At 58.8% G+C, this 20,376-nt stretch carries 20 protein-coding genes; 11 read left to right on the plus strand and 9 right to left on the minus strand.

Annotated features, from left to right (window positions below; genetic code table 11):
- The first annotated feature begins 28 nt into the window (after positions 1–28).
- From Q8O35_RS07170 to Q8O35_RS07195, 6 genes are read left to right on the plus strand one after another with little or no spacing between them, the layout of a single operon-like run.
- Complete coding sequence (locus tag Q8O35_RS07170; protein WP_305571955.1) at positions 29–706, plus strand: bifunctional precorrin-2 dehydrogenase/sirohydrochlorin ferrochelatase; 678 nt, start codon at positions 29–31, stop codon at positions 704–706.
- Positions 693–1,526, plus strand: a complete 834-nt coding sequence (locus tag Q8O35_RS07175; RefSeq protein ID WP_305571956.1) for an inner membrane protein YpjD — start codon at positions 693–695, stop codon at positions 1,524–1,526. The genes Q8O35_RS07170 and Q8O35_RS07175 overlap by 14 nt, the downstream gene beginning before the upstream one ends.
- Positions 1,526–2,923, plus strand: coding sequence for a glutamyl-tRNA reductase (gene hemA / locus Q8O35_RS07180; RefSeq protein ID WP_305571957.1), 1,398 nt, complete (start codon positions 1,526–1,528; stop codon positions 2,921–2,923). Before Q8O35_RS07175 ends, hemA begins: the two co-directional genes overlap by 1 nt.
- Before the next feature lie 9 nt (positions 2,924–2,932).
- Entirely contained in the window at positions 2,933–3,271 is a 339-nt protein-coding gene (locus Q8O35_RS07185; protein WP_305571958.1) for a hypothetical protein, read from the plus strand.
- 22 nt (positions 3,272–3,293) lie between these two features.
- Positions 3,294–4,340 (plus strand): tRNA lysidine(34) synthetase TilS, encoded by a 1,047-nt coding sequence (gene tilS, locus Q8O35_RS07190; protein ID WP_305571959.1) that lies wholly within the window; start codon positions 3,294–3,296, stop codon positions 4,338–4,340.
- A 51-nt stretch (positions 4,341–4,391) separates the two neighbouring features.
- Positions 4,392–5,060: an adenylate kinase gene (locus Q8O35_RS07195; RefSeq protein WP_305571960.1), complete on the plus strand. Its 669-nt coding sequence runs from the start codon at positions 4,392–4,394 to the stop codon at positions 5,058–5,060.
- Between the two features lie 78 nt (positions 5,061–5,138).
- Here the strand turns inward: Q8O35_RS07195 and secF are convergent, their stop codons facing one another.
- From secF to glgP, 9 genes are all read right to left on the minus strand, one after another.
- Entirely contained in the window at positions 5,139–6,227 is a 1,089-nt protein-coding gene (secF, locus tag Q8O35_RS07200; RefSeq protein ID WP_305571961.1) for a protein translocase subunit SecF, read from the minus strand.
- Positions 6,228–6,236: 9 nt separating this feature from the next.
- Complete coding sequence (gene secD / locus Q8O35_RS07205) at positions 6,237–7,832, minus strand: protein translocase subunit SecD (RefSeq protein WP_305571962.1); 1,596 nt, start codon at positions 7,830–7,832, stop codon at positions 6,237–6,239.
- Between the two features lie 145 nt (positions 7,833–7,977).
- Positions 7,978–8,328, minus strand: a complete 351-nt coding sequence (gene yajC, locus Q8O35_RS07210; RefSeq protein WP_305571963.1) for a preprotein translocase subunit YajC — start codon at positions 8,326–8,328, stop codon at positions 7,978–7,980.
- 59 nt (positions 8,329–8,387) lie between these two features.
- Complete coding sequence (locus Q8O35_RS07215; protein ID WP_305571964.1) at positions 8,388–9,140, minus strand: hypothetical protein; 753 nt, start codon at positions 9,138–9,140, stop codon at positions 8,388–8,390.
- 4 nt (positions 9,141–9,144) lie between these two features.
- The gene (locus Q8O35_RS07220) at positions 9,145–10,242 is read right to left on the minus strand and encodes a glutamine amidotransferase family protein (RefSeq protein ID WP_305571965.1); all 1,098 of its coding nucleotides are present in this window, start codon (positions 10,240–10,242) and stop codon (positions 9,145–9,147) included.
- Positions 10,243–10,287: 45 nt separating this feature from the next.
- On the minus strand, positions 10,288–11,577 hold the full coding sequence (locus Q8O35_RS07225) for an NAD(P)/FAD-dependent oxidoreductase (protein ID WP_305571966.1): 1,290 nt from the start codon (positions 11,575–11,577) through the stop codon (positions 10,288–10,290).
- A gap of 1 nt (position 11,578) precedes the next feature.
- Complete coding sequence (locus Q8O35_RS07230) at positions 11,579–12,025, minus strand: 4Fe-4S dicluster domain-containing protein (RefSeq protein WP_305571967.1); 447 nt, start codon at positions 12,023–12,025, stop codon at positions 11,579–11,581.
- A 17-nt stretch (positions 12,026–12,042) separates the two neighbouring features.
- The gene (locus Q8O35_RS07235) at positions 12,043–13,569 is read right to left on the minus strand and encodes a glutamate synthase-related protein (RefSeq protein ID WP_305571968.1); all 1,527 of its coding nucleotides are present in this window, start codon (positions 13,567–13,569) and stop codon (positions 12,043–12,045) included.
- 268 nt (positions 13,570–13,837) lie between these two features.
- Positions 13,838–16,405: an alpha-glucan family phosphorylase gene (glgP, locus tag Q8O35_RS07240; protein WP_305571969.1), complete on the minus strand. Its 2,568-nt coding sequence runs from the start codon at positions 16,403–16,405 to the stop codon at positions 13,838–13,840.
- Positions 16,406–16,573: 168 nt separating this feature from the next.
- Here glgP and dut point away from each other — a divergent pair, with 168 nt between their 5' ends.
- The 5 genes from dut to Q8O35_RS07265 all read left to right on the plus strand — a co-directional run bounded on the left by dut (position 16,574) and on the right by Q8O35_RS07265 (position 20,185).
- Positions 16,574–17,062 carry a dUTP diphosphatase gene (dut, locus tag Q8O35_RS07245; RefSeq protein WP_305571970.1) on the plus strand — a complete coding sequence of 163 codons (489 nt, stop codon included), beginning with the start codon at positions 16,574–16,576 and terminating at the stop codon, positions 17,060–17,062.
- 32 nt (positions 17,063–17,094) lie between these two features.
- Complete coding sequence (locus Q8O35_RS07250) at positions 17,095–18,303, plus strand: aspartate aminotransferase family protein (protein ID WP_305571971.1); 1,209 nt, start codon at positions 17,095–17,097, stop codon at positions 18,301–18,303.
- Positions 18,304–18,372: 69 nt separating this feature from the next.
- Entirely contained in the window at positions 18,373–18,585 is a 213-nt protein-coding gene (locus Q8O35_RS07255) for a hypothetical protein (protein ID WP_305571972.1), read from the plus strand.
- Positions 18,586–18,623: 38 nt separating this feature from the next.
- On the plus strand, positions 18,624–19,511 hold the full coding sequence (locus Q8O35_RS07260; protein ID WP_305571973.1) for a 50S ribosomal protein L11 methyltransferase: 888 nt from the start codon (positions 18,624–18,626) through the stop codon (positions 19,509–19,511).
- The gene (locus Q8O35_RS07265) at positions 19,511–20,185 is read left to right on the plus strand and encodes an endonuclease III domain-containing protein (protein WP_305571974.1); all 675 of its coding nucleotides are present in this window, start codon (positions 19,511–19,513) and stop codon (positions 20,183–20,185) included. Before Q8O35_RS07260 ends, Q8O35_RS07265 begins: the two co-directional genes overlap by 1 nt.
- The last annotated feature ends 191 nt before the right edge of the window (positions 20,186–20,376 follow it).

Below are 20,376 nucleotides of genomic sequence, written 5' to 3' on the forward strand. Positions count from 1 at the left end.
GACCCCCGGTATTTGGTATGGGTTGCGAATGCGTTATTATCCCATGTTCGTGAGTCTTGAGGACCGGGCCTGCCTTGTGGTTGGCGCGGGCCAGGTCGGCCTGCGAAAGATTCAGTCTTTGGCGGATTGCGGCGCGTCCAGACTGGTGGTGATTGACCGCAGAGAGCCCAATCAGGCCCTGCTCGAACTGGCCATGCGCCCAGGCGTCAGCCTTGAACAGCGCGATTTCCAGGAGAGTGATCTGGAAGGTGTCTTTCTTGTCATCGCCGCCACAAGCGACGCGAGCTTGAACCTGCGCATCGGAGCGCTCTGCCGCGAACGCGGCATCCTGTGCAACATGGTTGATGCGCCGGACCAGGGCAGCTTCATCGTTCCATCCAGCGTCACGCGCGGCGATCTCTCCATCGCCATTTCCACCAGCGGACAGAGTCCCGCCCTGACCAAGCGCATTCGAAAAGACTTGCAGGACCGGTTCGGGGAGGAGTACGCAAGGTTCCTGCAGCTCATGAGTCGACTGCGCCCCAGTGTTCTCGCCCTTGGACAGGAAACGGAGGCTAACTCGGCACTGTTCCGCAGGCTTGTCGGATCAAAACTTCTAGAGGCGTTCCGGCTAGGCGACGTATCACTCGCGCAGGTCGAACTTTCTGTCCACTTGCCCCCTGAATTGCACCATCTCATCCCGGAGTTGCTTGATGGGCTTGCCTGACATTCTGCCGATGCTGGTCATTGGTCTCTACTTCCTGGGAACGGCTTTCTATGTGCTTGGCTCAGCCCTGCGCAACGAGCGCATCAAGGTCATGGCTTTGTGCCTGGCCGCTGCGGGCTTCACCCTTCACGCCCTTGACCTCGCCAGCCAATTGGCCGGGGCCGACGCCCTGTCGGCGCTGACCTCGGGCCGTTTTTTGTTCTGTCTGCTTGGGCTGGGCATCCTAATCATATTCCTGCTTCTGTGGTGGCGGCTCAACATGCGTTTCCTCGCGGTGGTCGCCTTGCCCTTGGCTTTGGTTTTTTACGCCACAGCCAATGCCACCTCGGACATCAATGCCAGCCTGCCTCCAATGCTTTCCGGGCTATTCTTCTTGCTGCACATCGGCACCCTATTCTCAAGCATGGCGCTTTTGGCAATGGCCTTTGGCGCTGGGCTCGCTTTCATCCATCTTGAAAAGCGCATCAAGACCAAAGTCGGCCTCAAAAATTTTCAACAGGACATGCCCTCCCTGGACACCTTCGACAAGGTGAACCACTGGGTCATCGTCATCGGTTTTCCGCTGTACACTGTAGGGCTTGTGTCTGGCTTCGTGTGGGCCTGGCTGGCGTCCAAGCGCGTGTTCTCCTTTGATCCCAAGGAGATTCTCGCCCTTGCGATTCTTGGACTCTACGCCTACCTCTTCCACCAGCGCCTAGCTTACGGCTGGCGGGGCAAAAAGCCGGCGGTCATGGCTATCGCTGTGTTCCTCCTCACTGTGCTTTCCATGCTCGGGATCAACTTCCTGGTTCCCACAACCTTCCACGGGTTCAAGCCATAATGGATAAGAACATATTCCTTGTCGGACTCAATCACCGTTCCGCCGGTGTGGATGTGCGCGAGAAATTCGCGTTGACCAGCGTCGCGGACTTCGAAAAAAGTCTGCTGGGCACTTGCCCCCTGCGCGAGGTCATGGCCCTGTCCACCTGCAATCGCGTGGAGATCCTCGTGGTTGCCGATGGTAATCGCTGTCAGGATCAAGACATCTCCGAGGCTGTGCTGGCCCACTGGGCCGAGACCTGCCAGGGGCCGCTCGACGTACTGCGCGACCACACCTATAAGCACCAGAGCCTGGACGCAGTTACCCATCTGTTCTGCGTGGCCGCCAGCCTGGACTCCATGATCATGGGTGAGCCGCAGATCCTGGGCCAGCTTAAGAACAGCTACCGCAAAGCTGTTGAGACCGGAACCGCGCGCGTGATAATCAATCGCCTGCTGCACAAGTCCTTCTCCGTGGCCAAACGGGTGCGCACCGAGACGGCCATCGCCAGCAGCGCTGTTTCCATCAGCTATGCCGCCGTGGAGTTGGCCAAGAAGATCTTTGGCGAGTTGACCGGCAAGACCGCCATGCTTGTGGGCGCTGGCGAAATGGCGGAGCTGGCGGCAACGCATTTGCTCGCCTCGGGCATTGAAAAGCTCTACATCTGCAACCGCACGTATGGCCGCGCCCAGGAACTGGCCAAAACCATGCGCGGCGAAGCGGTCTTTTTCGAGGATATGGTGGAACGTCTTTCCGGCGTGGACATCGTCATCAGCTCCACCGGCTCACCCACGGCCATCATTCGCGCCAAGGACATCCGCGAGGTGCTGAAAAAACGTCGCAACCGCGCCATGTTCTTCATCGATATCGCCGTGCCGCGCGACATTGACCCGGATGTGAACAGCCTGGACAATGTCTACCTCTACGACATCGACGACCTTAAGGAGGTCGTGGAGGAGAACATGAGCGCCCGCAAGGGCGAGGCAGTGAAGGCCCGGGCCATTGTGGACCTGGAGACAGAGGCTTTCGCCACCTGGATGAAGTCCCTGGCCCTGCAACCCACCATCACCGACCTGCTGAGACGGGCTGAAGACGTTGCCCAGCGCGAGCTGGCCAAGACCCTGAAGCGGCTTGGCGCTGTGGATGATGAAACCAGACAGGCTCTCGAGGTGCTGGTGAACTCGGTCAGCCGTAAACTCCTGCATGAGCCCATCTGCTTCCTCAAGCGCCGCACGCGTGAGGAAGGCTCATCCGATCGTTTCATCGACGTCACACGGCGCATCTTCAATCTGGACAGCGACCCCGTGAACCCGGACGCCCACCTGGATCGCAGGGGAAGCGAGGATGACGAACCGCTGGATTGCGAATGCTGTCGAGAGGACGCAGAAAGCGGGCTCGATAATTCCACCAAGCAATAGGAATACATGATGCGCAGTTACCTCATTGAGGATTTCTACCCAGAGCACCTGCAAAAGGTGCTGGCGAGCTTGACGGACATGGGCCTTGCCGGCTCCCTCGACGGCATCTTCTACCTGCCGCTGCCGGAAGCCTTGCTTACCGACGTGCAGCGCGAACATATGGGCGAATGCGGACCGCATATGTTTGTGCTGGAAGTACAGGACGAGAGCACCCTGAAGCTGGAACTGCTTGTGCGCGCCCAGAAGAAGCTTCGCTGCGAGTGCGTCTCGTACGCTACACCGCATCAGCGCGAACATATCATCAACTACCTCGACGACCTCCTCCGCCAACTCGACATAACGGCCTAGCCTGGCGCCGCTGCGGAGCATAATGCGTCCCCTGCCGAGACTTCAGGATCTGCCGCCCAAATGGGCGAGATTTTGCCTCGGTGTCAGGGCCTTTGTCACGCGCGAACTCGCCTGCGATTTCACTTCACAGCCGTGCATCGTGGCTTGCTCCGGCGGGGCCGACTCAACCGCGCTGCTGCTCCTATCCACCCTGCTCTGTCGCAAGAACGGCGGTCAAGTCATAGCCGTTCACTTGGACCATTGCCTGCGCGAAGACTCGGCGCAAGATGCGTGCTTCGTTGCCAGACTTTGTGAAAACTGGAACATTCCGCTGATTTTGCAGCGCGAGAATGTGCAGGCCCAAGCCCAATCAAAAGGCCTTGGACTCGAAGAGGCTGGACGTTTGGCACGCTATGAGTTGCTGGAGCGCGTACGCCGTGAAACCGCTTCACAATACATTCTGCTGGGACATCAACTCAATGATTTGGCCGAGGACCAGCTTCTGCGCCTTATGCGCGGGGTGGGCTGGCCTGCCCTTGGCGGCATGGCCGGGCAAGATCCGGCACGAGGGCTGGTGCGACCGCTGTTGCTTACGCCCAGAGCACAGCTGGAAGAATTCCTCAAGGCCGCCGGGCTGGCATGGCGGGTTGATCAAAGCAATTTCGAGGGCGCAACCACACGGAATCGTGTTCGATTGGATCTGCTGCCCGTTCTGCTGCGTGAAAATCCAGCCTATCTTGATGCTGCGGCTCGGCTATGGCGGCAGGCTCGCGTTGACGAGGACCACTGGGACTCTGAAACAGCCCGCATGCTTTCAGGATTGCCCGAAAGCGCCAGAGGCGACGCTGCATTGCTCCCAACCAGGGTGTTGGAACAGTCCCCTGCCCCGCTACGGCTCAGGCTCTACAAGGCTGTGTTGGAGCGCCTTGGCCCCGGGCAACCTCTGAGCGACAGCCTTTTCCGCTTGGATGAATTGTGGCGGGAACATGCGACCGGAAAAAAGGTTCGCTTTCCCGGTGACAAAGAAGCCAGGCTCACCAAGGCAGGCATCGCGATGCAGGTCATTGACAGGAAAAAAGAGTGCGGATAAGAGCTTGTGAATCTTTTGCACAAGCAAAAAGCATATACTCTAGGAGGCTCAATGAATATTCTTATGTTCGGACCTAACGGCAGCGGCAAAGGCACCCAGGGCACCCTGGTTAAGGCCAAATTTGATCTGGACCACATCGAATCCGGCGCCATCTTCCGCAAGCACATCGGCGGCGGCACTGAGCTCGGCATGAAGGCCAAGGAATTCATCAACCGCGGCGAGCTGGTGCCCGACGACATCACCATTCCCATGGTTCTTGACGTGCTGCAGAACGCCAGCAAGAACGGTTGGCTTCTGGATGGCTTCCCCCGCTCCCTGGTTCAGGCTGAGAAGCTGTGGGAAGCGCTTGAGAAGGGCGGCGAGAAACTGGACTTCGTCATCGAGATCCTGCTGCCCCGCGCCGTTGCCAAAAACCGTATCATGGGCCGCCGTCTGTGCGCCAATGACAACAACCACCCGAACAACATCTTCATCGACGCCATCAAGCCCAACGGCGACGTGTGCCGTGTTTGCGGCGGCGCCCTGACCGCCCGCGCCGATGACCAGGACGAGGGCGCCATCGACAAGCGCCACGACATCTACTACGATGAGACGACCGGAACCCTGGCCGCCGCTTACTTCTACAAGGCTCTGGCCGCCAAGGGCGCCTGCAAGTACATTGAGCTGAACGGCGAAGGCTCCATCGACTCCATCAAGAAGACCCTGCTGGATCAGCTGTAAAACCAGCTCACAAAGCAAACAAAGAGGCCCCCCTTCCGCAAGGAAGAGGGGCCTTTCTTTTTTGCAGTAGCCAGAAGCTTATGCGGTCTTGGTCTTAGCCCGCACCGGGGTGGCCGGGACGTCAAGGTCTTCAGGCGGAGTCAGGCTCGCGATGATCGGGGCTGCGACATAGATGGACGAGAAGGTTCCCGCCACAATGCCCAGAAGCATGGCCAGCGCGAAGTCATGGATAACCTGACCGCCAAACAAGTACAGGCTGAACACGGCAAGGAAGGCCAGACCGGAAGTCAGCACGGTGCGCGAAAGGGTCTGATTCACGCTTCTGTTGATGATGGTCGTGAGCGGTTCACCGGTCTTCAGCTTGCGGATCTCACGGATGCGGTCATAGACGATGATGGTGTCATTGAGCGAGAATCCAATCAGGGTCAAAAGCGCCGCGATGATGGTGAGGTCGAATTCTTTGTTCAAGATGGAGAAAATGCCGACTGTCACAAGGACGTCGTGTATGAGCGCTGCGATGGCCCCCAGCGCGTAGTTGAGTTTGAGCAGGAAGCATAGAGCAAGGGTGATTATCAACGCGCCGAAAACCAGCCAGACCTGCGGCGCATTGACATATTGCAGAGCTGTTATGCCGCCGAAGAGTCCAGCAGCCATAATCCCAGCCGCTACCCACCGCTGCTCAAAACGTCCGGAGATGTAAATGGCGATGAGCAAGATGGCGAAGTACATGGCCTCAAGGGCCTTGCCTCGAAGGTCCTCGCCAACCTTGGGGCCGACCATCTCAATACGTTTATACGTATAGGATGTGCCTGACAGGTCTTTGTTCAGCGCGTTGGTGACGGTGTTCTGAACTGCATTGCTGGTGGCTTCCGTCGTGCTGGTGCGGATGAGGAAGTCATTGTCCTTTTCTTGACCCAACTGCTGGACCACAAGACCAGGTAGATTGGTCGCCTCGAGTGAGCGCTTCAACGTGTCGAGTTTGGTCGGCGCATCGAACTTGGCCTGGATGATGACGCCGCCTGCGAAGTCGATGCCGTAGCGTGGGCCGCCTTTCATGACTAGGGAGACTGCGCCTATGAAGATCATCAGGGCGGACAATGCGAAGGCGTAATAACGAAGTCCGATGAAATCTATCTTGGTGTCGTTTTTAATGAAGTGGAAGCTCATGGCGTCTCCTTAAATGCTCACGGCGGAATCCGCCGGGCGCTTGGAGAGGTACAGGTCGAACATGATCCGCGAAACGAAGATGGCGGTGAACATGCTCATGATGATGCCCAGAACCAGGGTGACGGCGAAACCGCGGATGGGGCCGGTGCCGAACTGATACAGGATGATCGCCACAAGGACGTTCGTGGTGTTCGAGTCCAGAATTGTCAGGGTCGCGCGGTCATAGCCTTTATGCACGGCATCGCTGGCCTTCATTCCGTGGCGTAGTTCCTCGCGAATGCGTTCATATATGAGCACGTTTGCGTCCACGGCCATAACGATGGTCAGGATGATTCCAGCGATACCTGGCAGAGTCAGGGTCGCGCCAAAGGCGGCCAGGCCAGCCAGGGTCAGCACGATGTTCAGAATCAGCACTGCGTTGGCGAAGAGCCCGGCTGTTCCGTAGTAGAAGCTCATGAACACAATGATGGCGATTGCTGCAATGCCGGTGGCCATGATGCCAGCGTCAATGGATTCCTGACCAAGGGTGGGCCCGACTGTGCGCTGCTCCAGCACGTTGACCGGGGCAGGCAATGCGCCTGCGCGCAGCACGATGGCGAGGTCACGGGCCTCCTCTTGAGTGAAGCTGCCAGTAATCTGGGCCTTGCCGCCAGAGATCTTATCCTGGATGACAGGGGCGGAATAGCACTTGCCATCCAGCACGATGGCCAGCCGCTTCTTGATGTTTTCTTCCGACACGCGTTCAAAGATTTTGGCGCCGCGTGCGTTGAAGGTCATGCTCACGGAAAACTGGCTGTTGTTCTGTTCAATGGTGGCGCGGGCGTCGGTGATGTACTCGCCGGTCATGACCGCGTCTTTCTTCAGCACAATGGGAGCTTCGGTTGTGGAGCCCTTGGGACCTCGCGTCTTGATCACGGAAAGTTCGCGACCAGGGCCGAGAATGGGGCTCGACGGATCCACTGTGTCGTCCACGACTTTGAATTCCAGGTGCGCGGTTTTGCCGATGATGGCGATGGCGCGTTCGGGATCGCTCAGTCCGGGCAACTGCACCTGGATACGGTTGCCTTCCTGGCGGCGGATGTCCGGCTCGGCAACACCAAACTGGTCAACGCGGTTACGGATGGTCTTTACCGCCTGGTCCAGGGTGAGCTTGGATAAATAGTTTTTATAGTCCGGTGTCATGGACAGGAAGTATTTGACCTTGTCCTCGGCCTGGACTTCCTTGGCGTCGATCTTGAGGGAGGAGAACTGCTTCTGCAGCAGCTTCTCGAAGGCTTCCTGCTTGTCCGCTCCAACAAGCACAGCCTCAAGACGAGGGCCTGGCAGAACATTTGGTTTAAGCAGCGCCAGGTTCTCTTCACGAGCGCTGGCCTTGATGTCCTGGCCGAGGCTGGACATGTTGTTGTCTATGGCCTTGTCGACATCAACACCAAGGGTGAGGTGGATTCCGCCCTTGAGGTCGAGCCCCATGTTGATGGCCGTGTCGGGCAGGATTTTACCCAGGCTCGTGTCCTTGATGCCAGGGACTGAAGGCAGCACCAAGGTCAAGGCCACGATCATCACCGCTAGGGTAAGAAGTAAACGCCAGCGCAGGTTGCGGTACATGTGCTCTCCCAGTTGCTTCCAAAATAAAACACGAAAACGGCGATTTACGCGACAAAAAATTAAGAGCCAGACAAAGACAAGCGCGGACCCAGGCGCATCCCCAGGTCCGCGTATCCGCCTAACGGCTTAAAATCAAAAGAAAGGCCTACTTTCCCTTCTTTTCCAATTTCTCAAACGCCTCAGCCTTGTCGGCAACGGTGTTGCGGAGCATTTCCACCTGCACCTTCTCGGCGATCTCAACGATGACGGTCTGGTCCTTCATGCGGACGATGGTGCCATAAATGCCACCATTGGTGACAATGCGATCGCCTATCTTCAGGTTGTTGATCATCTCCTTGTGCTGTTTGGCCTTTTTCTGCTGAGGCCGGATAAGCAGAAAATAGAAGATGGCGAACATGAGAATGAGCGGAACAAACGCGCCAAGGGGATTGCTACCCTGTGCGCCGCCGTTACCTGTAAGACCGCCCATGGCGAAAGCGAGATTGTCAAAAAACATTGCATCCTCCTGGATGGTGGCGCCAAAGGCGAAATGCCCTGCGCCCTGCCCTCCCGGCCTTACGCCGGCACGTACAAGTTGCCGTACGGGCGGTGCGAGAAGGGTTTGATCTTCACGAAATCAGCCGCCAGAATCTCCTTGGCATCAAGATGGAGTTCCTTGGCGTATTCCTTGACGATACCCTCTATGACCGTTTTATCGGAGTCATCGAGGGGTTGCGTCGAGAGGCCGGGGCCTATCTGCTCCTTGGGAACCTCGCCGCGCACATAAATCACACCGCCGTGCATGCCTGTTCCCAGGCTGCGTCCGGCAATGGGTTCAGTGGGCTTATCAGAATACATTCCAAGAAGCAAAAGGATTCCGCCTGCCATATATTCGCCAAGAAAGTCGCCAGCCTTGCCGCCGATGACGATGACGGGGAGCTTTTCCATGTAGGCTTTCATGTGGATCCCCACGCGGTAGCCGACATCTCCCTTGATGAAAATCTTGCCGCCGCGCATGGCGTAGCCCACCACATCTCCAGCGAGACCTTCGATGATGATGGTGCCGTCATCCATGGTGTTGCCGATGCCGTCCTGGGCATTGGCCTTCACGCGGACCTTGGGTCCGCGCATGAAGGAGCACAGGTCCTGACCGGGCACGCCCTGAATCTCGAAGGTCAGGTCGCCTTCAAGTGCGCCTGCAATGTAGCGTTGTCCGTTGACGTTTTTAAGCACGAAGTTGGTTGAGCCAGCGGCAACAGCCGCGCGGATCTGCTCATTGAGCTGGCGGTAGTACATGCCGCTCGCGTCCAGGGTGAAAGTCTTGGCCATTATCCTACGCCTCCAGATGCACGATGACCGGTTCGCCAGCCTTGGGCATCCACACGCGGTCCAGCTCAGCCTGGATCTCGCGGATGGAGCTCTCCTCGCTCGACATGAAGACCATGTCGTCCTTCTCGGCAACCACCAGCGGCCGCAGTTTGATGCGGTCGTTGAGGCCGAAGAGGCCAGTGCTGTCGGCTACGAGAATAGCGAAGGGTCCGTTCAGCAGCGCCTGTCCGTACACCATGCGCAGGGCGGTGTAGGCGTCCCTTTCCTGCTTGGGCATGCGGGCGATCTCGTCCCAGAAGGGCGGGGCGAAGACCTTGCAGGCCATCTCTTTGGAAAGGCCGTGCTTGCGGATGAGCAGGTCCAACTCGTAGGCCACAACCTCGGTGTCGGTCATAAGCGTGCACAGATAGTTATGCTCGCACAGGTATCGGCGATTGATGCCGTAAGAGCTAATCTCGCCGTTGTGCACGATGGACCAGTCGAGCAACGTGAAGGGGTGCGCCCCGCCCCACCAGCCCGGAGTGTTGGTCGGGAAGCGGTTGTGGCCAGTCCAGATGTAGGCCTTGTATTCTTCCAGGCGGAAGAAATCGGCGATATCTTCCGGAAAGCCTACGCCCTTGAAGGCGCCCATGTTCTTGCCGCTGGAAAAGACGAACGCGCCAGGAACCTTGTGGTTGATGTGCATCACTGCGCCAACAACGTAATCCTGCTCGCCCAGTTCGCGAACTTCCTCAGGCCGATCCTTCTTGATAGTCAAGAAATACCGGGTCATAATAGGCGGATTTTTGATGGTAACGACCTTGCGGGTCGGAATTGGATGGTACTCGTGAACCGTAAAGTAGTGCTTGATCACCTGCTCGGCGCTGTCCAGCGCAGACTGGGTGTCGCACATGAGGTGGAAGGCGTACTTGTCGGCCAGTTCGGGGTAGATGCCATAGGCCGCGAATCCGCCGCCGAGGCCATTGCCGCGGTCGTGCATGCAGGCCATGGCCCGGATCGGCGTTTCGCCGGGAATGAGTCCACGCTTCTTGTGGATCACCCCAAAGACGCCGCAACCGGAGATGTCTTTTTGGAAGTCGTAATACCGTTCAGGTGCTTTCATCCTACTCGTGCTCCTACGCGGATGTTCTGCAAGATCGCCAGCTTGTTAGCGGGCGGCCTTGGCCGGCTCGGGGTTCCAGGTCTCGTCGAACAGCTCGGCTGGCCAGAGGAAGACCTCGGGCCCGCCATTGATGAGCTTGTCCTTGGCCTCGCCGGCAAGCGGCATCTCAAACTTGATGAACGCGGTGTACATGCCACCCTTGTCGATATCACCCACAAGCACGTAACCCACGAGCTTCTCGTCACGGAACACCAGCTTGCGGTAGGTCTCTTTCTCTTCATCAAGAAGGGCGTGGACCTCAAAGCTGCTGTCGCCCTCAGGCGGGTTCACCGTGCCCACCGAGATGGTGGGCAAGCCGTAGAAGCTGATGGAATTCATGGGCAGGCCGCCCATGTAGGGCTGTTTGGCTCCGGCCATGTTGCGGCCTGAGGCGTAGCCCTGATTGTAGGCATTGGGCCAGATGGGAACCACGCGATGCTCGCCGGTGATCTGGTCCATGGCCTGGGCCACGTCGCCTGCTGCGTACACGTCCCTGGCATTGGTCATGAGCTTGCTGTCCACCATGATGCCGCGCTCGACCTTGACCCCGGCATCCTTGGCGATGGAGCTGTGGGGCACAACGCCGATGGCCACAACCACGACATCGCATTCCAGGAAACGGTCGTCGGTCAGGAGCACGCCTTTGACGCGGCCTTCCTTGGTGCGCTGGATCTCTTTGGCGGTAACACCGCAGTTGACCTCGATGCCGACTTTCTTCAGACGGTTGGCGGCCAGTTTCCCGGCCTTCTCGTCAAAGCCGCCGGACAGGATGCGCGGAGCAAGTTCGACGATGGTCACGGCCACGCCGCGGTCGAAGATGCTCTCCGCAGCCTTGAGGCCGATGAGTCCGCCGCCGATGACCACGGCGCGCTTGATCTTGCTCGAAAGCTCAATCAGGGTGTTGGCGTGGGCCAGGGTGGTGAAGCTGTAAATGTCAGGTCCCTGCACGCCCGGGATGGGCGGAACAAAAGGAATGCCGCCAGTGGCGATGAGCAGGCGGTCGTATTTCACCGTCTCACCCTTGTCGGTCGTTACGGTTTTCTTTGCCGTGTCGATACTCGTGGCAGTGGTGCCGAGTTTCAACTCCACGCCATTTCGGGTGTAGTAGTCGTCGCCGCGCAGGGCCAGACGCTCGGGGCCGATCTTTCCGGCCAGCAGATACGAAATGAGCGGGCGTCCATAGGCGGCAGTATCTTCTGCGCCGATGATGACGATCCGCCCGTCCTTGTCATGCCGCCGGATGCCCTCTATTGCGCCGATGGAGGCAACGCCGTTGCCGATAATCACATAGGTCATGTTAGCGCTCCTCCTGTTTCAGGGCCTTGTTCGGACAGGCGGCCACGCAGGCCGGGCCGCCGGGACGATCAAAGCACAGGTCGCACTTGACTATCTTCTGCTCCAGCGGATGCCTGGCAATGGCCCCGAATGGGCAAGCCATGAGACAGGACCAGCAGCCGACGCACTTTTCGCGATCATAGATCGTGCGGCCACTTTCTGGATCCTTCTGCAAGGCGCCAGAAATGCAGGCGGCGACGCAGGAGGGCTCGTCGCAGTGACGGCAAGAGAGGGCCACACAGGTGGCGCCGCCCTCGTGCACGTGCTTGCTGGAGGCCACGCCGTTCTGTCCGCGCTCAACCGTGTAGGCCAGGATCAGATCCTTGCTCTTGGAGTGGGCGGTAAGGCAGGCCAACTCACAGATGTGGCAGCCGATGCAGAAGTCCTTATTGGGGTAGACGCGTTTCATTCTCTTTCCTCCCCCTTTTAGCGGCCAGCGTGTTTGACGCCGAGAATGTCCATCTCGGTGTCGGACAGGCCTACAGCGCGAAGTTTGTCGCGGTTGCCGCGCAGGCTCTCAATGGAATTGAGGCCCATGCCGCCGAGCATTTCCTCGATTTCATGGCCCCAAGCATGCACCAGGTTGACCATCTTCTGGGCGGCGACGTCCGGGTTCTGGCGCTTGGCCAGACGTGCGTCGTTGGTGGCGATGCCCCAGGGGCACTTGCCGGTGTAGCACTTGGCGCACAGGGTGCATCCAACGGCCAGCAGAACCGAGGTGGCGATGTAGCAGGCGTCTGCGCCAAGAGCGATGGCCTTGACCACATCGGCGCTGCAACGGGTGCCGCCAGCGGCGACAATGGAGGCGCGGTTGCGGATGCCCTCGTCGCGCAGGCGTTGGTCTACCTGGGCCAATGCAAGCTCAATGGGGATGCCCACGTTGTCGCGGATCATGCCGGGAGCTGCGCCCGTGCCGCCTCGAATGCCGTCGATGGCAACGATGTCGGCTCCGGCGCGCACGATGCCTGAGGCGATGGCGGCAACGTTATGCACTGCAGCAATTTTAACGCTCACAGGCACGCGGTATTCGCTGGCCTCTTTCAGGGCGTAAATAAGCTGGTGCAGGTCTTCAATTGAATAGATGTCATGATGCGGAGCCGGGGAGATGGCGTCGGAACCGAGGGGAACCATGCGCGTCTCGGAGACCATGGCGTTGATCTTCTCGCCAGGCAGATGCCCGCCGATGCCGGGCTTAGCGCCCTGTCCCACCTTGATCTCGATGCCTGCGCCAGCGTTCAAGAAGTCCCGATGGACGCCAAAGCGACCGGAAGCGACCTGGACGATGGTGTTCTTTCCATACTCGTACAGGCTCTTGTGCAGGCCGCCCTCGCCAGTGTTGTAGCAGATGCCCAACTCCGTGGCCGCGCGCGCCATGGCGACATGGAGGTTGAAGTTGATAGAGCCGAAGCTCATGGCCGAGAACATCAAAGGATAGTTCAGCTCAATCTGCGGGGCCAGCTTAGTCTTGAGCTTGGGGCTGCCGTCCTTGGTCTTGGCAAATTCAAGCTTATCCGGCTTTGATCCCAGGAAGGTCTTGAGTTCCATGGGCTCGCGTAGCGGGTCAATGGAAGGGTTGGTGACCTGACTGGCATCCAGCAGGAGTTTATCCCAGTAGATCGGGATATTCACCGGGCTTCCCATGCCCGTAAGAAGAACGCCGCCGGTGTCGGCTTGTTTATAGATGTATTTGATGAATTCAGGACGCCAGAGCGCATTGTCCTTAAAATCCGAGCGCTTCTTCTGGATCAAAAGCGCAGAAGTCGGGCATAGGGCTTCGCAGCGGTGGCAACCCACACACTTGGCGTTGTCATGCATGACCTTCTGGCGCGTCTCGTCCCAGAAATGGGCCTCGTACGAGCACTGGCGGACGCAGACCTTGCAGTTGATGCAAAGGTCCTTGTCGCGGACGATGGAGAAGTCGTGATAATTTCGGTTGATCGGCTGAAAAAGCAAAACCGTTACCTCGCTCCAAGTGGTTTGGATGAACGCGCACGGGGCCGCAGGCCGCATCCCGCTTCATCCGATATGCCCGGCTGACAGGGGTTGGCCAGAAAATCATAACCGTCATGGGCTGTCAAGAAAGGATTACAAATATACGTCGAATTTTCGGTTTTTGTCATATTCTGCAAGCATGGCTAGAATACAAAGCCAGCGAAAATGACGAAAATTGAGCTAAAAAATGGCCGCCTTTCCGAAGATAAGGCGGCCTGAACTACGCAAATCAGACGGAGGCCCAGTGAATTAATCCCAGGGCATGGGAATCTAGTAGGTACGGATGGTGGGGCAAAATCCTGACTGTGAAGCCAAACCTCCCGGCTTCTGGAGGCATCACTTCACCGCGGTATAAATGCCAGCCGTCCCCAAGCTCCTTTTCCGGAGCCATGGGCATGGTGTTGCGACGTGTGAAGGCGCTGTCCTGACTTACCGGCCCGTGGTAAATCTCAACACGCACGTCCGAAGGCGAAAGCCCGTCCAGGTGCACTCGCGCTTCGATGAGGATGGGTTCCTCCACGAACACTGTGGCATGGGTCTCTGTGCGGATGTCTGCAATGGCCAAATTACTCCAACGGGTCATGAGACGCATGCGCCAATCGGCCAACTCCTTGGCCGCGCGGAAGTCGTCCTTCACAAGATTCACGTAATTGCGGCAGGATGGCAAATAGGCTCGCTCAACATACTCTTCAACCATGCGGTGAGCGTTGAACACAGGGCCCAGCTCTCTCAAGGCAGACTTCATCTTGCGGATCCAGTTGCGCGGCAGGTTGCCACGGCCTCGATCGTAGAATTCCGGCAGGATGTCATTTTCGATAATGTTGAACAGGGTTTGGCTCTCCACGAAGTCCTGATAGGCCAAGTCCTCGTACTCCTCTCCCCTGCCGATGGCCCAGCCCAGGCTGTTGTCCGCCCGGTAGGCCTCGTCCCACCAGCCGTCCAGCGTAGAGGCCTGAAGCACGCCGTTGCACATGGCCTTCATGCCGCTTGTTCCGCAGGCTTCCAAAGGCCGGCGCGGATTATTGAGCCACACGTCGCAGCCCTGCACCATCCGGCTGGCGATTTTCACGTCATAGTCTTCAAGAAACACCATGCTCAGGCGGCAATCGTCGCGGCGGCAAAGCTGCTGCAACTCCTGGATGATCTTTTTACCCTCGTTGTCATTTGGATGCGCCTTGCCTGCAAAGATGAACTGCACCCGGCGCTCAGTGTCGTTCAGCAGCCGCACCAGCCGCTCCTTGTCCATGAGCAGCAGGTTGGCGCGCTTGTAGGTGGCGAAGCGCCGCGCAAACCCGATGGTCAGCGCCTGCGGATCAAGCACCTCGTCGGCCACCTGCATTTCCTTGTGGCGGGCGCCCTTGTCCTTCAACTGCTTGTGCAGGCGCTTGCGCACAAAATCCACCAGCCGCTCGCGCAGACGCTCATGTGTGCGCCAGAGCTCGGCGTCGGGGATGGTCTCGGCCTGATCCCAGATGCGGCCGCAGTCGGGATCCTCGCGCCAGTTGCCCAGATAGCGGTCGTAGAGGATGGCCATGTCCGTGGCCACCCAGGTGGCGGCGTGGATGCCGTTGGTGATGGACCCGATGGGCACGTCCTCAACTGGATTTTGGGGCCACACGCGCTGCCACATGTGACGCGAGACCTCGCCATGAAGCTTGGACACGCCGTTGCTGAAGCGCGAAAGCCTGAGCGCCAGCACGGTCATGCAAAAGTGTTCGCCTTCGTCGCGCGGGTCTTCCCGTCCAAGGGCCATGAAGACCTTGAACGCAAGCCCAAGCTTGGCGGAATACTGCTCAAAATACGTGCGCATAAGGTCGGGCGGGAAGCGGTCGTTGCCAGCCGGAACCGGAGTGTGGGTGGTGAACACGCTGGACGAAGCCGTAAGTTCCGTTGCGGCCTCGAAAGTCAGGCCGTGGTCCTGCATGTACACCCGAATACGCTCCAGGCCGGCAAAGGCCGAATGCCCCTCATTCATATGGATGACCATAGGCTCTATGCCCATGGCGGTCAGGGCTTTGATGCCTCCGATGCCGAGCAGAATTTCCTGCCACAGACGCATTTCCAGGCCGCCGCCATATAATCGCGCTGTGACCTGTCTGAATTCCGGCGAATTGTCCGGCAGATTGGTGTCGAGAAGAAACAGGCGCACCTTGCCGACACGCGCCTCCCAAAGACGCGCACATAGGTTCTGCCCCGCAAGGTCGACACAAATGCGCAGTTGGTTGCCAAGATCGTCCTGCACCGGTTTGATGGGCATCTGCTCGAAGTCGTGGTCCGGGTAACGCTCCTGCTGCCAACCGTCCGGAGTCATGTACTGCCGGAAGTAGCCTTCACGGTACAGGAGGCCAATAGCCACCAGCGGGACGTTGAGATCGCTGGCGCTTTTGAGGTGGTCGCCCGCAAGCACGCCGAGGCCGCCGGAATAAATGGGCAGGCACATGGCGATGCCGTACTCAAGGCTGAAATAGGCCACGGCCATGTTTCGATCCGGCAGGACCGGAAACTTGAACGGGGAGTGGCGGCGCATGAGATAGTGGTCAAGGGAGCGTTTTGCGTCCGCCAGACGCTGCAGAAAGAAGTCATCGCGCGACAATTCTTCAATGCGGCGCTGGGGCAGCCTGTTAAGGAGCTCTATTGGATTCTGGTCACAGGCCACCCAGAGGGCGTGGTCAATTGTTGTAAATATGTTCGTGAGGTCGTTGTTCCACGAAAACCAGAGATTATGTGCGATGTCCCAGAGAACTTCCAGGCGGGGCGGAAGCTTGGGTACAACGCTGAACACGCGTAGCGCCTGCATGAGGACTCCTTGAAGTTGTGACGGATGAAATTTCTTCCGCTTACAGCCTATAAAGCACCCAAAGAAAATGCAAGGCTCGTTATGCTACAATTCTGTCACGGTCAGATTCATTGACAGGCAAGCGATTCGGTGGAAAGAAATCCGCTCCACGCGCAAGGAGGAATCTTGATGACAGACCAGCAGCATACGGCAGCCAGCCTGGAATCCATGGAAGTGCGGGTGCGCTTTCTGCATCCCGTTTGGCAAGAGCACGCCCTGGCCTACGCCACGAATGTTTCCGCCGGTCTCGACCTGCGCGCCTGCATCGACTCTGACACACTCGCCATCCCCGCCGGAGGCCGAGCAGCCATCCCCGCTGGCCTGGCCATCGAAATCATGCGTCCGGGCATCGCAGGATTCATTTTTTCGCGCAGCGGCCTTGGCACAAAGGAAGGCCTCACTGTAAGCCAAGGCGTAGGCGTCATCGACCCGGACTATCGGGGACAGATCATCGTGTCGCTTTTAAACACCTCGGACCAGCCGCGAACAATTGAGCGAGGTCAGCGCATCGCACAGCTGGTGTTCATGCCGGTCTTCACCGCCCGGCTCACCGCTGTGGATGCGCTTGGCGAGACCGCGCGCGGCGCGGGCGGCTTTGGTCATACCGGAAAGGTGTAAGCACACGTTCAGTCCCGCAAGGAGCATATATAATGAGCAGCAAATACGACGCGCTGGTGGCCCGGGAAAAGAAAGTCCTTTGTCAGACCTATGGGCGCTACCCTCTGGCCATTGAAAAGGCCGTTGGCGCGCGCATGACCGATCTTGACGGCAAGGAGTACGTGGACCTGCTTGCGGGCATCGCCGTGGCCAACTTGGGCCACAGCCACCCAGAGCTTTTGAAGGTCATGGCCGAGCAGGCCCAGGAGCTCCTCCACGTCAGCAATCTCTTCTTTCAGCCCAGGCAGGTTGAGTTAGCGGAAATTCTGCTCTCCACTTGCGCCTGCGACAGGGTGTTCTTCTGCAATTCCGGCGCAGAGGCCAACGAGGCAGCCATCAAGCTCGCCCGGCGTTACATGCGCACAGTGCGCTACAAGGATGCATACGAGATAATCACCCTCACGGGGTCGTTCCATGGCCGCACCCTGGCCACTCTTACGGCCACAGGCCAGGCCGGGCGCATCAAGGAAGGCTTCGAGCCCCTGCCCGAGGGCTTCCGCGCCGTGCCCTTCGGCGATATCGAGGCGTTGCGGTCTGCGGTGACGCAAAAGACCGCCGCAGTGCTTGTGGAGATGGTCCAGGGCGAGGGCGGCGTGCTGCCCCTGCCTGAGGCCTACGCACGCGAGGTGCAGGAAATCTGCCGCGCGGCCGGGTGCCTGTTCATGGTGGATGAAGTGCAGACCGGCCTGTGCCGCACAGGAAAATTCTGGGCGCACCAGCATTTCGGACTGACGCCTGACGTGTTCACCACCTCCAAGGCCTTGGCCAACGGCCTGCCCATGGGCGCCATGCTGGCCCAGGAGCATGTGGCCAAGGGCTTTGTGCCTGGCGCCCACGCCACCACCTTTGGCGGAGGCGGCGTGGTTTCCGCAGTTGCGGCCAAGGTCATTGAGATATTGAAGCGTGACGACATGGCCGGTCAGGCGCGAGACCTTGGCGCCCTCGCCCTGGACGCCTTCCGCAAGGTGCAAGACAAGCACCCGGAATGCATCAGCAACGTACGCGGCCTGGGGCTCATGATCGGTATTGAGCTTTCCGCCCCTGGCGAGAAAATTCATTCGGAATTGAGGGAGCGCGGCTTCGTGTGCAATCTTGCCCATGGCAGGGTTCTGCGCCTTTTGCCGCCGTTGGTCATCAGCGCCGATGATCTGCTTGCCTTTGCTGCGGCACTGGATGATATTATTGAGTCGAACAAGGCGTAGACTGAAACGTCTTTTATAGGCCTGGGGGCGGGAATGTCGGGGATAACTCCAATTTCCAAGGGTGCGGCAGTGCCAAACCCGGTACAGAACGTCACCGTGCCGGACGAGCCGCACCTGCCCAAGGGCAGGCAAATCACCACGGTGCAGCCACACCCGATGCCGCTCATCGCAGCGGCGGAAACGGGCCAGCCTGTGGTGGACGAAAAGGCGAACCAGCTGCATGTGGCCCAGATGCGCGCCGACATAACGGGCACTGGCAATATTATGGACGTCATAGCTTGACGCCCTGTGAACCTTTTGCAAATGGAATGTTACCGAACATGACTCAGGATCTGCTTAAAATCGAATTCTCGCTGCCTTCCGCCGACTACGACGACGGGGTTGTCTTTCTTTCCGGTGCCATACAGCATGGCTGGGAAGAGACCCAGGCCACAGACGGCACCACGCATTTCAGCACCTACCTTGAGAACCACGAGGCTGGGCGTGAAGTCGCCCGCCAGATAGGCGAACTCTGGCCGCACTCCGGCATCCGCACCGAGGAAAGCGTAAGCCAGGACTGGGGCCAGTCCTGGCGCGAGTTTTTCACTCCCATCGAGTGCGGCGGGAGGTTTGAGATTCTGCCTCCTTGGCTTGCCGATGCGCAGCACGCCGAGTTCACTCCCATCATCATCGAGCCAAAGATGGCCTTCGGCACCGGGCACCACCCCACTACGGCGCTTTGCCTCACCTGCATCGCCGACCTGCACCGCTCCGGTGCGATGGCCACGGGAATGGAATTTCTGGACCTGGGCACGGGGTCGGGCATCCTGGGCATCGGCCTGGCCAAGCTGGGACTCACCGGCCTCGGGCTCGACATCGATCCCCAGGCCATTGCCTGCGCGGATGAAAATGCCGTCATCAACAACGTGGCCGACACCTTCAAGGTGGCTGTGGGCGGCATCAACTCTCTGCCGGATGACAAGCAGTTTCAGGTGATTGTGGCCAACATCCTCTCCAAACCGCTGATCTTCATGGCCTCAGACATATTGCGCCACCTGGCTCCTGGCGGCTGCCTGGCCCTTTCCGGCATTCTTGTGGAGCAGGCTCCAGACGTCATCCGCGCATACCTGCGCCTGGGTCTGCCCGAACCAGTGCAGCGCAACGAAGGCGAATGGTGCGGCCTGCTGTGGACCAACGTAGTGCAGAACGCAGAGATCGCGGGGTCCTAATGTCGCGGCGGGGGGACACCATCCGGGGGCTGTACCAAGTCTTTGGCCAAACGCTCGGCCCGAGCCATTGGTGGCCCGGAGACACTCCCTTTGAGGTGGCCGTTGGCGCCATCCTCACCCAGAACACCAACTGGAAAAACGTTGAGCGCGCCATAGCCAACCTGAAGGAAGCTGGCGCCATGACTGAATCCGGCCTGCGCGCCCTCGCTCCGGAGGCCGTTGAAGAACTCATCCGGCCTGCCGGGCATTTTCGTATTAAAACAAAACGCTTGGCTTTATTTCTTGATTTCCTTGAGCAGGAGTCCGGCCTCGATATAGAGAACTTGTCCACGCAAAGCCTTTATGATTTGCGACCCAAACTCTTGTCCGTGCGCGGCATCGGGCCAGAGACGGCGGATTCCATCTTGTGCTATGCTCTGGGAAAGCCAACCTTTGTGGTCGACGCCTACACAGTTCGAATGTTCAGCCGCCACGGCCTTATCCCAGAGGTCACCGACTACCATGAGGTTCAGGAAATCATCCAGAGCGCCCTGCCGGAAACGGTTCAAGACTACAACGAATTCCATGCCCTCATCGTCCGAGCGGGTAAGGAATGGTGCAGCAAATCAAAACCCAAGTGCGCCCTTTGCCCTGCTCGGAACCTGCTTCCAGACCCAGACCGGTTGCCGCAATGACCAGAATGCAAAAGCGCGTTGTCCGCTTCCCCATCTGCCTCTGCCTTTGCCTTATATCCTGTCCCCTGCTGTCCCGACAGGGCCTTGCCCAGCCTGCACACCTGGAAAAAGCTCTTCAATCAGAACGCCAGAAGGCAGATGAACGTAAGGGCGCAGTGCAGAAGCTGGCCGACCGAGAAAAGGCGCTTGTC

The sequence above is a fragment of the Humidesulfovibrio sp. genome (assembly GCF_030689645.1).
In the GTDB taxonomy this organism is placed as follows: Bacteria; Desulfobacterota; Desulfovibrionia; order Desulfovibrionales; family Desulfovibrionaceae; genus Humidesulfovibrio.

Excerpts from the sequence above, each read along its gene's own strand:
- Q8O35_RS07170 (WP_305571955.1), top strand. The coding sequence starts at position 29 with ATGCGTTATTATCCCATGTTCGTGAGTCTTGAGGACCGGGCCTGCCTT.
- Q8O35_RS07175 (WP_305571956.1), top strand. The coding sequence starts at position 693 with ATGGGCTTGCCTGACATTCTGCCGATGCTGGTCATTGGTCTCTACTTC.
- hemA (WP_305571957.1), top strand. The coding sequence starts at position 1,526 with ATGGATAAGAACATATTCCTTGTCGGACTCAATCACCGTTCCGCCGGT.
- Q8O35_RS07185 (WP_305571958.1), top strand. The coding sequence starts at position 2,933 with ATGCGCAGTTACCTCATTGAGGATTTCTACCCAGAGCACCTGCAAAAG.
- tilS (WP_305571959.1), top strand. The coding sequence starts at position 3,294 with ATGCGTCCCCTGCCGAGACTTCAGGATCTGCCGCCCAAATGGGCGAGA.
- Q8O35_RS07195 (WP_305571960.1), top strand. The coding sequence starts at position 4,392 with ATGAATATTCTTATGTTCGGACCTAACGGCAGCGGCAAAGGCACCCAG.
- secF (WP_305571961.1), bottom strand. The coding sequence starts at position 6,227 with ATGAGCTTCCACTTCATTAAAAACGACACCAAGATAGATTTCATCGGA.
- secD (WP_305571962.1), bottom strand. The coding sequence starts at position 7,832 with ATGTACCGCAACCTGCGCTGGCGTTTACTTCTTACCCTAGCGGTGATG.
- yajC (WP_305571963.1), bottom strand. The coding sequence starts at position 8,328 with ATGTTTTTTGACAATCTCGCTTTCGCCATGGGCGGTCTTACAGGTAAC.
- Q8O35_RS07215 (WP_305571964.1), bottom strand. The coding sequence starts at position 9,140 with ATGGCCAAGACTTTCACCCTGGACGCGAGCGGCATGTACTACCGCCAG.
- Q8O35_RS07220 (WP_305571965.1), bottom strand. The coding sequence starts at position 10,242 with ATGAAAGCACCTGAACGGTATTACGACTTCCAAAAAGACATCTCCGGT.
- Q8O35_RS07225 (WP_305571966.1), bottom strand. The coding sequence starts at position 11,577 with ATGACCTATGTGATTATCGGCAACGGCGTTGCCTCCATCGGCGCAATA.
- Q8O35_RS07230 (WP_305571967.1), bottom strand. The coding sequence starts at position 12,025 with ATGAAACGCGTCTACCCCAATAAGGACTTCTGCATCGGCTGCCACATC.
- glgP (WP_305571969.1), bottom strand. The coding sequence starts at position 16,405 with ATGCAGGCGCTACGCGTGTTCAGCGTTGTACCCAAGCTTCCGCCCCGC.
- dut (WP_305571970.1), top strand. The coding sequence starts at position 16,574 with ATGACAGACCAGCAGCATACGGCAGCCAGCCTGGAATCCATGGAAGTG.
- Q8O35_RS07250 (WP_305571971.1), top strand. The coding sequence starts at position 17,095 with ATGAGCAGCAAATACGACGCGCTGGTGGCCCGGGAAAAGAAAGTCCTT.
- Q8O35_RS07260 (WP_305571973.1), top strand. The coding sequence starts at position 18,624 with ATGACTCAGGATCTGCTTAAAATCGAATTCTCGCTGCCTTCCGCCGAC.
- Q8O35_RS07265 (WP_305571974.1), top strand. The coding sequence starts at position 19,511 with ATGTCGCGGCGGGGGGACACCATCCGGGGGCTGTACCAAGTCTTTGGC.